Origin of the sequence: Allobosea sp. Tri-44 (genome assembly GCF_004123845.1) — a bacterium.
Lineage (GTDB): Bacteria > Pseudomonadota > Alphaproteobacteria > Rhizobiales > Beijerinckiaceae > Allobosea.
This window is the reverse complement of the sequence record NZ_NBDP01000007.1, coordinates 222,387-235,976: the sequence shown is the minus strand read 5'-3', so window position 1 is coordinate 235,976 and position 13,590 is coordinate 222,387. Positions and strand designations below refer to the sequence as shown.

The window sequence follows — 13,590 nt, the reverse complement described above, 5'->3', positions numbered from 1 at the left end:
TTGCAATGCACCGGGTGAGGGGACACATGCCTGTTGGCCGAGCCAGTGCCGGTCAGTCCGGGAATCGGGGGACGAATTGCGCTTTCTCGTCAGGATGTTGGGTTACCTTCTCATCGCCGGAGGCTTCGTCGCCTTGCTCACCGATGGGGCGCGCTCGATCGCCAATTCGCTCCTGCGCTTCACGCCGCTTGGCGAGACCCTGCTGACGCTCGTCGGCGAGCGCTTCCGCTTGCTGCAGCCCGCGGTCGAACGGAATCTTCATCCCATGCTCTGGGATCCGGTGCTCGTACATGCGCTGCAGATGCCGACCGCCGCGGCCGGTTTGCTGCTCGGCTTCCTGCTGCTTTGGCTGGGCGCCACGCCCAAGCCCGAGATCGGTATCGTCACGCGGCGGTGAAGCGGCCTTGACGATTGTCGAGCTGTGCTTGATCCCGATCCGATCGCGCGGTTTCAGTGCCAGCTATCGCCGCCGTTCGCGACTGTCTTGGGGAGAGGGCGGGTACCGGCTGCAGCCGCTATCGACCGCGGCGACCGCGGGCCTGACGGATGCTCTAGCCTCGCGGACTGACATTAAAGTTCCCTATCTGTTCTTGCAACTATAGCGCGCTTCCGCTAGCGTGGTTGCGCGGGACGGGGTGGCGAATAGATGGTGACGCGGGTCGCGACGGTGGCGTTCGAGGGCATCGAGGCACGCGCCGTCGATGTCCAGGTCCAGGTCACGCCGGGCGGCGTCGCCTTCATCCTGGTCGGCCTGCCCGACAAGGCGGTCGGCGAGAGCAAGGAGCGGGTGCGTGCCGCGCTGATCGCCTCGGGGCTGGCGCTGCCGGCCAAGCGCATCACCGTCAATCTCGCTCCTGCCGACCTGCCCAAGGAAGGCAGCCATTACGACCTGCCGATCGCGCTCGGCGTCATGGCAGCGATCGGCGCGATCCCGGCCGATGCGCTCGCGGGTTATACCGTGCTCGGCGAGCTTGCCCTCGATGGCTCGATCACCCCGGTCGCCGGCGTGCTGCCCGCGGCGATAGCGGCCTATGCCCGGGGCCAGGGGCTGATCTGCCCGGCGGCGAGCGGGCCGGAAGCGGCCTGGGCAGCGCGCGACCTCGATATCCTCGCGCCGCGCTCGCTGATCCAACTCGCCAATCATTTCAAGGGCACGCAGGTGATGGCCCGGCCGCAGCCCGCCGTCGCCCGTCAGAGCGGGCTGCTGCCTGACTTGCGCGAGATCAAGGGCCAGGAGAGTGCCAAACGCGTGCTCGAGATCGCCGCGGCCGGGGGCCACAACCTGCTGATGAATGGCCCGCCCGGTGCCGGCAAGTCGATGCTGGCGAGCCGTCTGCCGTCGATCCTGCCGCCGCTCGATCCGCGCGAATTGCTCGAGGTTTCGATGGTGCTTTCGGTCGCCGGCCACCTCGCCGACGGCGAATTGACCGACCGGCGTCCCTTCCGCGCGCCGCATCATTCGGCCTCGATGGCGGCGCTCGTCGGCGGCGGCCTGCAGGCAAAGCCGGGCGAGATCTCGCTTGCCCATCACGGCGTGCTCTTCCTCGACGAATTGCCGGAGTTCCAGGCTCAGGCGCTCGATGCATTGCGCCAGCCGATGGAGACCGGCGAGGTATTGATCTCGCGCGCCAACCATCGCGCCGTCTATCCTGCGAAATTCCAGCTCGTCGCAGCGATGAACCCTTGCCGGTGCGGCAAGGCGACCGAGCCGGGCTATGCCTGCCGCACCAGGCCTAACGAGCGCTGCATGGCGGGCTACCAGGCCAAGATCTCCGGTCCGATGCTCGACCGGATCGACATCACCATCGAGGTGCCGGCGCTGACGGCGGCCGATCTCATCCTGCCCGCAGCGCCCGAAGGTTCGGCCGAGGTTGCAGGCCGCGTCGCGGCGGCCCGGGCTCGCCAGTCGGAGCGCTATGCCGCGCTTGGGCTTCCGGGTGGTACGACCAATGCCCGCTGCCCCGCTGCCTTGCTCGACGATGTCGCGCGGCCGGACGCATCCGGGCTCGCGCTCCTGCGCAACGCCGCCGATGCGATGCGGCTGACGGCGCGCGGCTATCATCGCGTGCTCAAGGTCGCGCGCACGCTCGCCGATCTGGATGGTGAAGAGCAGATCGGGCGCATCCATCTCGCCGAGGCGCTGTCCTATCGCTCGCGCATCGACCAGGCAGCGCAGGCGGCGTGATCGCCCCAATCCATGCTGAAAGGTTAACGAAACCATTCAAACCGTTCCGCATCCTCGCGGATGGGACGAACGCTTTCTCAAGAGGGTGGATGCTAGATGGGATGGCATGATCGAGCCGCTGTCCCCACTCGCCCTGCTGACAGGTGCTGCCGTTGCCGTGGCCATGGCTTGCGCTTTCGTCGCGCTTCGGCTGCTGCGCGAGCGCCAGCAGGTCACGCGGCAGGCCAAGGCGCTGACGCGTGATGTCGAGAAGCTGAGCGACCGGCTCTGGGAGCTCGCCGACAGCGAGGAGCGCTATCGCAGCCTGATCGAGGCGCAGGGCGATCTGATCGTGCGCCGCAGCGAGGGCCGGATCATCTACGCCAATGCCGCCTATGCGGCGCTCATCGGCAAGAACGAGGCTGAGGCTGTCGGCAGCAGCGAGCAGCCGCGCGTGCGCAGCGCCCGGCCCGTGCAGGCGCTGCCGGGCGGGGCTCGTGTTTTCGACGAATGCATCGAGACGGACGCCGGCGAGCGTTGGTTGTCCTGGGTCGAGACGGTTGTCCCTGTCGCTGCGGGACAAACAGTGCTGCAGCGCGTCGGTCGCGATATCAGCGGGCGCATCGCTGCCGAAACTGCCCTTGAGGAGGCGCGCAGCAAGGCAGAGGAGGCGAGCGCCGCCAAGTCGCGCTTCCTGGCGACCGTCAGCCACGAATTCCGCACCCCGCTCAATGGCATTCTCGGCATGGCCGATCTGCTCGACGATACCAGGCTCGACCCGGAGCAGAGCACCTATGTCAAGGCGCTGCGGACATCCGGCGAGGCGCTGCTCGGCCTCGTCGACGACATCCTCGATTTCGCCAAGGTCGAGGCCGGCAAGCTCGAGCTTGTTGATGCCCCGTTCGATCCTGCCTCGTTGATCGAGGACATCACCGAGCTGATGGCGCCGCGCGCCCAGGCCAAGGGCGTCGAGATCTCCGCCCTGCTCGGATCGGACGTGCCGCAACGGCTCGTCGGCGATGCGGAGCGGCTGCGCCAGATTATGCTCAACCTCGTCGGCAATGCCGTGAAGTTCACCCATGAGGGTGGCGTGGGCATCGAAGCGGATACCATCGAGGGCGAGTTCGTCGTCACTATTGCCGATACCGGCCCGGGTATCCCGATGGAACGGCTGGCGACGATCTTCGAGGAGTTCGAGCAGGGCGGCCTGACCGGGCATCGCGAGCAGGCCGGCACCGGCCTTGGCCTCGCCATCGCGCGCCGGCTTGCTCGCGCCATGGGCGGGGATGTCGAGGCAAGCAACCGAGCAAGCGGTGGCGCGCTGTTCCGGCTGATCCTGCCGCTGCGGGCAGGCGAGGCCGCAACCGCACCTGGCGCTACATCGGACTGGCAGGGCAGGCGCATCCTTGTCGCCTCGTCGGCGCCGTTCAGCGCTGCGCATATCGCTGCCAGTCTCGAGCGGCACGGGGCAGAGGTCCAGCGAGCCGCTGACCACGCACAGGCGCTTGCCGAGCTCGCCGGCGATTCGGTCCTGTCCGCGGTGCTGATCGATAGCAATCTCCCGGGCGGCGAGGCCCAGGCGGTGGCGGCTGCGGCTCGGCGGGCCGGCGTCGCCGACATCGTGATCATGCTGGCACCTGCAGAACGCCGCAGCTTCGGCTCGCCCTATGCCGCCGGCTTCACTGGCTTTCTCGTCAAGCCGATCCGGGCGCGCTCGCTGCAGGTGCGGCTCGATCCGGCGGAACGCTCAAAGACCCTCGCGGCGCTGCCGCCTGCAACTGATCCTTCGATACAGCCGCCTGGTGCCGGCCTGCGGGTTCTCGTCGCCGAGGACAACGAGATCAATGCGCTGCTGCTGACGCGCACCCTGGAGCGGCTCGGCTGCACGGCGGTGTGGGCGCGCGATGGCGGTGAGGCTATGCGCTTCGTCGAGGCCACGCTCGGCGGAGGAGGCCAGGGCTTTGATCTCGTCCTGCTCGACATCCGCATGCCGGTTCAGGACGGGCTGGCCGTTGCGCGCCGGATACGCACGATCGAAGCGGAGCTCGGCGCCGGCCGGTTGCCGATTCTTGCCGTCACCGCCAATACGGCGGAGGAGGATCGCCAGCAGGCGCTTGCCGCCGGCATGGACGATTGCCTGGCTAAACCGCTTTCGCGCGAGCAGTTGCGCAGCTGGATCGATCGGCTTTCGCCGCTGCGAACGGTCGAGGCTTTGTCGGCCTGAGCCGCACTTCGATTCACAGGCGGTTGGCTTCGTCATCGCACTGACGTAGTTTTGTCGCGATCTCGTAAGACGGTCGGCGCAGAGCTGTCATGCGCCGATCCGAGATCGCAGAGGCCAGACTGTCTATGACGCGCGATGTTTTCCAGGGTTTACGTCAGCCGGCAAAGCAGAAGCCGGCCGGCCAGGCCTTGCTGCAGCGCTTCTCGCCATCGAACCTGTTTGCAGCTGGCAAGCAACTCGGTGGCTTTGGTTTTCCTGGTCCCGACGCGCTGTCCGGCACGCTCGGCCGCTCCGGCTCGCTCGAAGTCAGGCTGGCCCGCGGCCCGCGCGAGATCTGGCGGGCGCAGCGCCTGCGCTACCGCGTTTTCTACCAGGAGATGTCGGCCAAGCCCGACGTGGTCTCGCGCATGTTCCGGCGCGACGCTGACAGATTCGACGCCGTCTGCGACCATCTGCTCGTCATCGACCATGCCGCGCGCGGGCGTTTCGGCGGGATCAAGCCCAAGGTGGTCGGCACTTACAGGCTGATGCGCGAGCAGGCCGTTGCCAAGCTCGGCGGCTTCTACACGCAATCCGAATTCGATATCGCACCGCTCCTGGCGCGCCATCCTGATCTGCGCTTCCTCGAGCTCGGCCGCTCCTGCGTGCTGAAGCCCTACCGCACCAAGAAGACGGTCGAGCTGCTCTGGCACGGTATCTGGGCCTATTGCCAGCATCACCGCATCGACGCGATGTTCGGCTGCGCCAGCTTCGACGGCGTCGATCCCGACATGTTGGCGCTGCCATTGAGCTTCATCCACCATCACGCCACGGCCCAAGGCGACTGGCGGGTTGTGGCGCAGCCTGAGCGCCAGGTCGCGATGGATCGCCTGCCAGCCGGCATGATCGACGCCAAGCTCGCGCTGAAATGCCTGCCGCCGCTGGTGAAGGGCTATCTGCGCGTTGGTGCCCGCTTCGGCTCCGGCGCGGTGATCGACAAGCAGTTCGGAACCACAGACGTGCTGGTCATCCTGCCGGTCACCGCGATCGACCGGCGCTATATCGAGTATCTCGACGGCGAGGCCGGGCGTTACGCCGCCTGATTCGAGACTACGGTCCTGCTGCCGCCAGGTCGCGCAGCGCCTGCCGATAATCCGGGTAACGGAAAGCATAGCCGAGTTCGCGCTTCACCAGCGCGTTCGAGACCCGCTTGTTTTCGCTGTAGAAGCTCGCCGCCATCGGCGAGAGCTTTGCGGGATCGAATGGCGTTTCCGGCGGCGGCTCCAGCCCGGCCATCTCGGCCGCGAAGCTGATGACATCCTGCGGTGGCGCCGGCTCGTCATCGGTGACGTTATAGATCGCGCCGGGGCGCGGCTTCTCGAGCGAAGCCATCAGCACGCCGGCGATATCGTCGACATGGATGCGGTTGAAGACCTGGCCGGGCTTGATCAGCCGGTTGGCGCTGCCGGCCTGCAATTTGGTGATCGCATTGCGGCCGGGGCCATAGATGCCAGACAGGCGGAAGATCTGCACCGCCTTGCCGCTATTCGCGCCGAAGGCGAGCCAGTCCTGCTCGACCTCCAGCCGCTGCCGCGAGCGCCGGCTGGTCGGCCGGCATTCGGCTGTTTCGTCGATCCAGGCGCCGCCATGGTCGCCATAGACGCCGATGGTCGAGAGATAGCCGATCCAGCGCAGCTTCTCGGCCTCAGCAAGCTTCTCGGTGAGCGCGCCGAGCACCGGGTCACCGGCCTCGTCCGGCTGAGCCGAGACCAGCACCGCATCCGCATCGGCGAGCACTTTGGCCAGCGGCGTCGAGATGGCAAAGCCGCCGAAGACCAATGTGTGCAGGCCCTGCCGGCTGAGCTCGCCGGCCTTCTCGGCCGAGCGCACCGTGCCGGTGACGTCCCAGCCCTTCGCCAGAGCGGCGCGTGCGAAGAACCCGGCCGAATAGCCGAGGCCGAAAATGACGAGCTTCATGCTGGTTCCAGTTCGTTGGGGAGAAGGCGAGCCCATTCGCCCCTGACGTCGGGATCCGCTTCTCTCGCGAGGCGTTCCGGGGCGAGTTCGGCAGCGCGGGCCGGGACAAGCCGCCCGAGCGCCCAGGTCGCCATTGCCCTGACCAGCGGCGAAGCGTCGTCGAGCAGGGCTTCGGCGCTTGCGGCCAGCGCCGGGTCGCCGCTGTTGCCGATCGCGATCAGCACATTGCGGATGAAGCGATCGCGACCGGTCCGCTTCACCGGCGTGCCGGCAAAGAGCAGACGGAAAGCAGCGTCATCGAGCGCAGCGAGCTCCGTCAGCGGCAGCGCGTCGAGCTCGTCCTTCAGCGCCAGGCGCGTCTCGTGCGAGGCTTCCGCGAACTTGTTCCAGGGGCAGACGGCGAGGCAGTCGTCGCAGCCAAAGATGCGATTGCCGATATCCGCGCGGAATTCGGGTTCGATATGGCCCTGATGCTCGATCGTGAGGTAGGCGATGCAGCGCCGCGAATCGAGCTGGTAGGGCGCCGGGAAGGCCTTGGTCGGACAGATGTCGAGGCAGCGCGTGCAGGAGCCGCAATGGTCCCGCTCCGGCTCGTCCGCCGGCAGTTCGGCTGAGGTGTAGATCGCGCCGAGGAAAAGCCAGGCGCCATGCTGGCGCGAGACCAGCACGGTCTGCTTGCCCTGCCAGCCGAGCCCGGCGGCCTGAGCGAGGGGCTTTTCCATCACCGGGGCGGTGTCGACGAAGACCTTGACCTCGGCGTTGCCGCGCGCCGCGAGCACGCCGGCGACGCTCTTCAGCTTGCCCTTGATCACGTCATGATAATCGCGCCGGCGGGCATAGAGCGAGATCGCGCCGCGGTCGCGCTGCGCCAGGACGGCGAGCGGGTCGCCTTCGCCGGCATAGCTCATGCCGAGCATGACGACCGAGCGTGCTGCCGGCCATAGAGTCGCCGGGTCGGCGCGCTCCGCCGTGCGCTCGGTCAACCAGGTCATTTCGCCATGATGGCCGGCTTCGAGCCAGCCGGCGAGGCGCTGCGGCGCCTCGGGAATCGCGTCGACGGGTGCGACGCGCATGACCACGAAGCCCTCGGCCTTGGCGCGCGCGGCGATCGCGGCCTTGAGCTTCTCGCCGCTCAGAAGTCCAGGTCGTCGTAATGGGCTGAGGGCGCCATTCCGGGAATCCGGTCGCTCAGCAGCGGCCGGAAGCTCGGTCTGGACTTGATCCTCGCATACCATGCGCGGGCAGCCTCATCCTCGTCCCAGGGCACGTCGCCGAGATAGTCGACGCAAGACAGATGCGCCGCCGCGGCGAGATCGGCATAGCTCAGATTATCGCCGGCGAGCCAGTTCCGTTTCGCCGTCAGCCAGGCGACGTAGCGCAGATGATAGCGCACATTGCCGCGCGCCGCGCGGATCGCACTCATTTCCGGTGGGCCGCCGCCCTCGTCCCGGTTCATGAAGCGCTTCATCACCTTCTCGAGCACGAGCGGGGCGGTGATCTCCTCATTGAACTTGATGTTGAACCAGTCGAGCAGCCGACGCACTTCGATCCGGCCGCCCGGCCCCTCGGGGAGCAGGCGCCGCTCGCCCAGCGCCAGCCCGCGCGTCTCGTCGAGATATTCGGCGATCGGTCCGGGGCCCGGAATGACAAGCCCGCTGTCTTCGCGCAGGACGGGGGTCGTGCCTGCCGGATTGAGCTCGAGGAATTCCCGCCGCCGTTCCCAGACGCGTTCCTCCACCAGCGCGGCATCGAGGCCGAACTCGCCGAGCGCGAGCCGGATGAAACGCGAATGCGGGCAAAGTGAGTAATGGTGAAGCGTGGCCATCGAACTGCTGGAAAAATGGGAGGTTCGGCGGGGGAAGCAGGCGCCTAGTGCAGCGCAATAGAGCGCCCCCGTATAGGCCTGCCGGCTAAGCCTCACAACCCAGGACCGGGAAAAGGGGCGATTTGCGCCGAAATCCTTGCCGGTCTGGTAACCAATTTGCAAAGACCGTGCGCCATAGCTTTAACGCGTTCGGCGCGCTTTTGTTGCGCCGCACCAGCAAGGCTCGGAAGGACCCTCCCATGCATGACCTTCTTGTCGCCGCCGTGCTCGGCGTGGTCGAGGGGCTGACCGAATTCCTGCCGGTGTCCTCGACGGGGCATCTGCTGCTGCTCGGGCATTTCCTCGGCTTCGAATCCAAGGGCAAGGCCTTCGAGATCCTGGTTCAGCTCGGCGCGATCCTGGCGATCTTGCTGGTCTATTTCCGTCGCCTGCTCGATATCGCCCTGCGCCTGCGCACCGATCCGTCCGCCCGCCGCTTCGTCCTCGGCGTGCTCGTCGCCTTCCTGCCGGCGGCGGTGATCGGCGCGCTCGCGCACGGCTTCATCAAGGGCGTGCTGTTCAACCCCTTCCTGGTCTGCTGCACGCTGATCGCCGGCGGTCTCGTTCTCCTCGTCGTCGACGAGTTGGAACTCGAGGTGAAGCACCACGACGCCACGAAGTTCCCACTGCTGATGTATCTCAAAATTGGCTTCATCCAGTGCCTTGCCATGGTGCCGGGCGTCTCGCGCTCCGGCTCGACCATCGTGGGCGCCATGCTGCTCGGCGCCGACAAGCGGGCCGCGGCCGAGTTCTCCTTCTTCCTGGCTATGCCGACCATGGCCGGCGCCTTCGCCTATGATCTGCTCAAGAACTACAAGGAGCTGACGACGAACGACGTCGCCCTCATCGGCGTCGGCTTCGTCACCGCCTTCATCTCGGCGCTGATCGTGGTCCGCAGCTTCCTTGATTTCGTCTCGAAGCGGGGCTTTGCCCCCTTCGCCTGGTGGCGGATCATCGTCGGCTCGGCCGGTCTCGCCGGGCTCTGGGTCTTCGGCTGAACTTCACTCTGAAGCGAGTAGGGGCCCGCGCCAGGTTCCGAGCAGCATCTCCAGGAAGCGTTCCGCCGCCGGCGCCAGCTTGACGCCGCGGCGCCTGACCACGCCGATGGTGCGGGAGACCTCGGGATCGCGGATCGGCCGGGTCACGATGATCGGGTGGTTCTCGCCCGGCGTCGCCAGCTTCGGCAGCACCGAGATGCCGAGGCCCGCCTCGACCAGGCCGAGCGAGGTCGAAAGGTGCGTCACCTCGAACGACCAGTCGAGCCTGACCCCAACCTTGACTAGCGCTGCGTCGAGGATGGCGCGGTTGCCGCTGCTGCGGCTGACGGTGACCAGTGGGTGATCTTGAAGATCGCCCCAGCCCAGGGTCGATTTTGAAGCGAGCGCATGGTCGTGCCGGCAGGCCAGCACGAACGGGTCGTCGATCAGCGGCTCGAAGCTGAGCTCGGCATCGGAGCCGCCGATCAGGTTGATGCCGAATTCGACCTCGCCGCGCGCCACCGCTTCCAGCCCGTCATTGGCCGAAAGGTCGAGGATGCGGAAGCGGATGTTCGGATACTGTGCCTGAAAGCGCGCGATCACCGAGGGCAGGAAGTAGAAGGCGGCCGTGGGCACGCAGGCGAGGGCGATCTGCCCGGCGCGGCGGCTGCCGAGATCGCGCATCGCGAAGATCGAGCTGTCGAACTCGTCGAGCATGCGCCGGACCAAAGGCAGCATCTCGCGCCCGACCATGGTCAGCGCGACCCGGCGCGTCGTGCGCTCCAGCAATGCCGCTCCGACCGCGCTTTCCAGGCGCTGGATGCGGCGGCTCAGCGCCGGCTGGGACATGTTGAGTGCCTCGGCGGCGCGGTGGAAGCCGCCGAGCTCGACGACCGAGATGAAGGCACGCAGGTCGAGGGCTTCGAAATTGATGCTCATGACGTATCAATAGCGTCGATCTCTGCATTTCACAGCGATTATTCGATTTGAGAAGAGAGGGCATCGCAATCGCCGGGTGACGCCCTTGTCCGCTCCCTTCCAGCTTCCGCATGCTCAGGCCCTGCGCATCCCCTGCGTGCTGATGCGCGGCGGCACCTCGCGCGGCCCGTTCTTCCTGGAAAGCGACCTGCCGAGCGATCCGGCGGCGCGTGATCGCGTGCTGCTCGCCGCGATGGGCTCGCCGCATCTGCTGCAGCTCGACGGGCTGGGCGGCGGCAATTCGCTGACCAGCAAGGTCGCGATCGTCAGCCGTTCCAGCCGGCCCGATGCCGATGTCGACTATCTCTTCGCCCAGGTCGCGGTCGAGCGCGCCCATGTCGATCTCAGTCCGAATTGCGGCAACATGCTCTCCGCCGTCGGTCCCTTTGCGATCGAGGCCGGCCTGGTGCCGGCGGCCGATGGCGAGACGATCGTGCGCATCCACAACCGCAACACCGGCGCGCTGATCGAGGCTGCCGTGATGACGCCGGGCGGCGTCGTCGCCTATGACGGCGCAACCGCGATCGACGGCGTTGCCGGCACGGCCGCCCCGATCAGGCTGGGCTTCCTGCAAGCCGTCGGCTCCAAGACCGGCGCATTGCTGCCGACCGGCACCGCCCGCGAGGAGATCGACGGCGTCCCGGTGACGCTGATCGACTACGCCACGCCGATGCTGCTGCTACGCGCCGCTGATCTTGGCCTCGCTGGCGACGAGACGCCGGCCGAGCTCGATGCAAATACCACTATGCTCTCGCGACTGGAGCAACTGCGCCGCGAGGCCGGACGCCGCATGGGGCTCGGCGATGTCGCCGGCCGCGTCATTCCCAAGGTCGGGGTGCTCTCGCCCGCGCGTCGCGGCGGCAGCCTGACCTCGCGCTATTTCACCCCGGATCGCTGCCATCGCAGCCACGCCGTCACCGGTGCGCTCTGCGTCGCTGCGGCGAGCCGCATCGCCGGCAGCGTCGCCGCGGAGATGCTGAGCCTAGAGACCGGCTCGCTGGTCACGATCGAGCACCCGAGCGGCGCCATTCAGGTCGATCTTTCGCTCGACGCTGCCGGTCAGGTGACCCGCGCGAGCCTGGTGCGTACCGCGCGCCGTATTTTCGAAGGAAACGTCATCGTCCCCGCAAGCACGATCCTCGCGCTTGCAGAGAGGGCGGAAACGGGAGGAGAACTGACCCATGACGATCACGCGCCGCCATCTCTGCAGCCTGATCGCGGCCGCCACGGCCAGCACCTGTCTGCCTGAGTTCGCGCACGCCCAGGCCGCCTTCCCGGACCGGCCGATGAAGCTGCTGGTGCCCTATGCCGCCGGCGGCGGCACGGATGCGATCGCGCGCCTCGTCGCGCAGGGTGTCGGCGAGCGACTCGGCCAGTCGCTGGTGGTCGAGAACAACGGCTCGGCCGGTGGCAATCTCGCCACCGCCCAGGCGGCTGCAGCCTCGCCAGACGGCTACACCGTGCTGATGGCCAATCAGGGCCCGATGGTGGTCAACCCGCATCTGTTCAAGAATGTCCGGGTCGATCCACTCACCGCCTTCGACCCGCTGACACTGATCTCGGCCGCGCCGCTCGTCGTGGTGGTCTCGCCAAACTCGCCGCACAAGACGCTGGCCGAACTCGTCGGCCACGCCCAGAAGAATGCCGGCAAGCTGACCTATGGCTCTGCCGGCAACGGTTCCGCCAGCCATCTCGCGACGGTGCTGCTGGCGCAGACCACGCAGTTCGAGGCCGTGCACGTGCCCTATCGCGGCGCCGGGCCGGCGCTGACCGACCTGCTCGCCGGCAACAGCGACTTCATGATCACCACCGTGCCGTCGGTGCTCGGCCTGATCCATGGCGGCAAGGTCCGGGCGCTGGCGGTGACCGGCAAGGCTCGCGCCAAGCTCTTCCCGGAGGTACCGTCGGTCGCCGAAAGCGGCTGGGCGGACTATGAGGCGACGGCCTGGTACGGCTTCGTCGTGCCCAAGGGCACGCCGAAGGATGTCACCGCCAAGCTGCGCCAGGCCACGGTTGATACCATCAACAGCGCATTGATCCGCGAGCGCCTGGAGAATGAGGGCGCTGAGCCGATCGGCAACAGGCCCGAGGAATTCGCCGCGATGATGGAGGCCGAGTCACGCCGCTGGGCCGGGATTATCAAGCAGGCCCGACTCGCCATTAATTGACGGCGTTCTAGGCGATCCGCTTGTCCGCGGAATCGCAGAGATCGGCGACGACGCAGGTCTCGCAGGCCGGACGCAGCGCCTTGCAGGTGTAGCGTCCGTGCAGGATCAGCCAGTGATGCGCGTGCCGGCCGAACTCGGCCGGCACAGCCTTTTCCAGGCCGAGCTCGACCTGCAGCACGTTCTTGCCGGGCGCGATGCGCAGGCGGTTGGCGACGCGGAAGACATGGGTGTCGACCGCATGGGTGATCTCGCCGAAGGCGATGTTGAGCACGACATTCGCGGTCTTCCGGCCGACGCCGGGCAGGCTCTCCAGCGCCTCGCGCGCGGTCGGCACCTCGCTGCCGAATTCCGCGATCAGCTTCTCGCTGAGTGCGATGACGTTCTTCGCCTTGTTGCGGTAGAGCCCGATCGTCTTGATCAGTTCGCGCACCCGGTCCTCGCCGAGAGCGAGCATCTTTTGCGGCGTATCGGCGAGCTCGAACAGCTGCTTCGTCGCCTTGTTGACGCCGGCATCGGTCGCCTGTGCCGAGAGCACGACGGCGACCAGCAAGGTGAAGGCGTTGGTATAGTCGAGCTCGCCCTTCGGCTCGGGCCTCGCCTGCCGGAAGCGGCTGAAGATCTCGTAGATCTCGGCGGCGCTGCGCGGTTTCGGATCTGTGATCCGTTTGGGCGGCGGGCTGCGGCGTTTCGGACTGTTCGGCAGGGGCATAGCGGCGTTATAATTCGCGGATGACCTTGGGCAAGCCCGATTGCGACACGGCAGCCGAAGCGGCCGAGCGGCCGGTCTTCGACGCGACGATCACGCCGTATCGCTCGCTCGGTCAGGACGGTTTCCGCATCGTGATGACGCTGATCTGCCTGGTCAGCTTTGCTGCTTCGATCCCCTTCATAGTACTGGGCGCCTGGCCGGTCGCCGGCTTCTTCGGTCTCGACATCATCGCGATCTTCATCGCCTTCAAGGCCAATTTCAACGCAGCCCGCGCCTTCGAGCGCATCGTCGTGACGCCGCTCGAGGTGCTGCTGCGCAAGGTCTCACATCACGGCCGCGAGAACATCTGGCGCTCGAATCCCGCCTGGACGAAGATCGAGCGCGAGGATGACGAGGATTACGGCCTGCTCGCGCTTTCGCTGGTCTCGCGCGGCCAGCGGACCGTGGTCGCTTCCGCGCTCTCGCCGCAGGAACGCGAGGGCTTCGCGCAGGCGCTCGGCACGGCGCTGGCCAAGGCCAAGCGCGGCCCGGATTTCGAACCAGCCTGAAC

13 protein-coding genes are annotated in these 13,590 nt (G+C 67.2%); 8 read left to right on the top strand and 5 right to left on the bottom strand.

Annotated features, from left to right (window positions below):
* The first annotated feature begins 97 nt into the window (after positions 1-97).
* From B6S44_RS07615 to olsB, 4 genes are all read left to right on the top strand, one after another.
* Positions 98-397, top strand: coding sequence for a hypothetical protein (locus B6S44_RS07615; RefSeq protein ID WP_129156207.1), 300 nt, complete (start codon positions 98-100; stop codon positions 395-397).
* Between the two features lie 249 nt (positions 398-646).
* Positions 647-2,185, top strand: coding sequence for a YifB family Mg chelatase-like AAA ATPase (locus tag B6S44_RS07610; RefSeq protein WP_129156205.1), 1,539 nt, complete (start codon positions 647-649; stop codon positions 2,183-2,185).
* 106 nt (positions 2,186-2,291) lie between these two features.
* Positions 2,292-4,388, top strand: coding sequence for a response regulator (locus tag B6S44_RS07605; RefSeq protein WP_129156203.1), 2,097 nt, complete (start codon positions 2,292-2,294; stop codon positions 4,386-4,388).
* A 125-nt stretch (positions 4,389-4,513) separates the two neighbouring features.
* Complete coding sequence (olsB, locus tag B6S44_RS07600) at positions 4,514-5,470, top strand: l-ornithine N(alpha)-acyltransferase (protein WP_248309489.1); 957 nt, start codon at positions 4,514-4,516, stop codon at positions 5,468-5,470.
* 7 nt (positions 5,471-5,477) lie between these two features.
* On the opposite strand, the gene B6S44_RS07595 is transcribed toward olsB, so the two are convergent.
* The 3 genes from B6S44_RS07595 to B6S44_RS07585 are packed head-to-tail and all read right to left on the bottom strand — an operon-like array spanning position 5,478 to position 8,169.
* Entirely contained in the window at positions 5,478-6,344 is an 867-nt protein-coding gene (locus B6S44_RS07595) for an SDR family oxidoreductase (RefSeq protein ID WP_129156199.1), read from the bottom strand.
* Positions 6,341-7,579, bottom strand: a complete 1,239-nt coding sequence (gene queG, locus B6S44_RS07590) for a tRNA epoxyqueuosine(34) reductase QueG (protein ID WP_129156197.1) — start codon at positions 7,577-7,579, stop codon at positions 6,341-6,343. The genes B6S44_RS07595 and queG overlap by 4 nt, the downstream gene beginning before the upstream one ends.
* Entirely contained in the window at positions 7,477-8,169 is a 693-nt protein-coding gene (locus B6S44_RS07585; protein WP_126113847.1) for a glutathione S-transferase family protein, read from the bottom strand. The genes queG and B6S44_RS07585 overlap by 103 nt, the downstream gene beginning before the upstream one ends.
* Positions 8,170-8,408: 239 nt before the next feature.
* Here B6S44_RS07585 and B6S44_RS07580 point away from each other — a divergent pair, with 239 nt between their 5' ends.
* Positions 8,409-9,206 carry an undecaprenyl-diphosphate phosphatase gene (locus B6S44_RS07580; RefSeq protein ID WP_129156196.1) on the top strand — a complete coding sequence of 266 codons (798 nt, stop codon included), beginning with the start codon at positions 8,409-8,411 and terminating at the stop codon, positions 9,204-9,206.
* A gap of 3 nt (positions 9,207-9,209) precedes the next feature.
* Here B6S44_RS07580 and B6S44_RS07575 read toward each other — a convergent pair whose 3' ends face one another.
* Positions 9,210-10,124, bottom strand: a complete 915-nt coding sequence (locus B6S44_RS07575; protein WP_129156194.1) for a LysR family transcriptional regulator — start codon at positions 10,122-10,124, stop codon at positions 9,210-9,212.
* 85 nt (positions 10,125-10,209) lie between these two features.
* Here B6S44_RS07575 and B6S44_RS07570 point away from each other — a divergent pair, with 85 nt between their 5' ends.
* Positions 10,210-11,412 (top strand): 4-oxalomesaconate tautomerase, encoded by a 1,203-nt coding sequence (locus tag B6S44_RS07570; RefSeq protein ID WP_282568170.1) that lies wholly within the window; start codon positions 10,210-10,212, stop codon positions 11,410-11,412.
* Complete coding sequence (locus B6S44_RS07565; protein WP_129156192.1) at positions 11,345-12,331, top strand: Bug family tripartite tricarboxylate transporter substrate binding protein; 987 nt, start codon at positions 11,345-11,347, stop codon at positions 12,329-12,331. The genes B6S44_RS07570 and B6S44_RS07565 overlap by 68 nt, the downstream gene beginning before the upstream one ends.
* Before the next feature lie 7 nt (positions 12,332-12,338).
* On the opposite strand, the gene nth is transcribed toward B6S44_RS07565, so the two are convergent.
* Positions 12,339-13,040 carry an endonuclease III gene (gene nth / locus B6S44_RS07560; RefSeq protein WP_129156190.1) on the bottom strand — a complete coding sequence of 234 codons (702 nt, stop codon included), beginning with the start codon at positions 13,038-13,040 and terminating at the stop codon, positions 12,339-12,341.
* Between the two features lie 20 nt (positions 13,041-13,060).
* Between nth and B6S44_RS07555 the strand changes: the two genes are divergently transcribed.
* Positions 13,061-13,588 (top strand): DUF2244 domain-containing protein, encoded by a 528-nt coding sequence (locus B6S44_RS07555; RefSeq protein ID WP_129156188.1) that lies wholly within the window; start codon positions 13,061-13,063, stop codon positions 13,586-13,588.
* Positions 13,589-13,590: the final 2 nt, after the last annotated feature.

Bases quoted from the DNA above. Each gene is read 5' to 3' on its own strand.
- B6S44_RS07610 (WP_129156205.1), top strand. From the start codon at position 647: ATGGTGACGCGGGTCGCGACGGTGGCGTTCGAGGGCATCGAGGCACGC.
- B6S44_RS07605 (WP_129156203.1), top strand. From the start codon at position 2,292: ATGATCGAGCCGCTGTCCCCACTCGCCCTGCTGACAGGTGCTGCCGTT.
- olsB (WP_248309489.1), top strand. From the start codon at position 4,514: ATGACGCGCGATGTTTTCCAGGGTTTACGTCAGCCGGCAAAGCAGAAG.
- B6S44_RS07595 (WP_129156199.1), bottom strand. From the start codon at position 6,344: ATGAAGCTCGTCATTTTCGGCCTCGGCTATTCGGCCGGGTTCTTCGCA.
- queG (WP_129156197.1), bottom strand. From the start codon at position 7,579: ATGGTATGCGAGGATCAAGTCCAGACCGAGCTTCCGGCCGCTGCTGAG.
- B6S44_RS07585 (WP_126113847.1), bottom strand. From the start codon at position 8,169: ATGGCCACGCTTCACCATTACTCACTTTGCCCGCATTCGCGTTTCATC.
- B6S44_RS07580 (WP_129156196.1), top strand. From the start codon at position 8,409: ATGCATGACCTTCTTGTCGCCGCCGTGCTCGGCGTGGTCGAGGGGCTG.
- B6S44_RS07575 (WP_129156194.1), bottom strand. From the start codon at position 10,124: ATGAGCATCAATTTCGAAGCCCTCGACCTGCGTGCCTTCATCTCGGTC.
- B6S44_RS07565 (WP_129156192.1), top strand. From the start codon at position 11,345: ATGACGATCACGCGCCGCCATCTCTGCAGCCTGATCGCGGCCGCCACG.
- nth (WP_129156190.1), bottom strand. From the start codon at position 13,040: ATGCCCCTGCCGAACAGTCCGAAACGCCGCAGCCCGCCGCCCAAACGG.
- B6S44_RS07555 (WP_129156188.1), top strand. From the start codon at position 13,061: ATGACCTTGGGCAAGCCCGATTGCGACACGGCAGCCGAAGCGGCCGAG.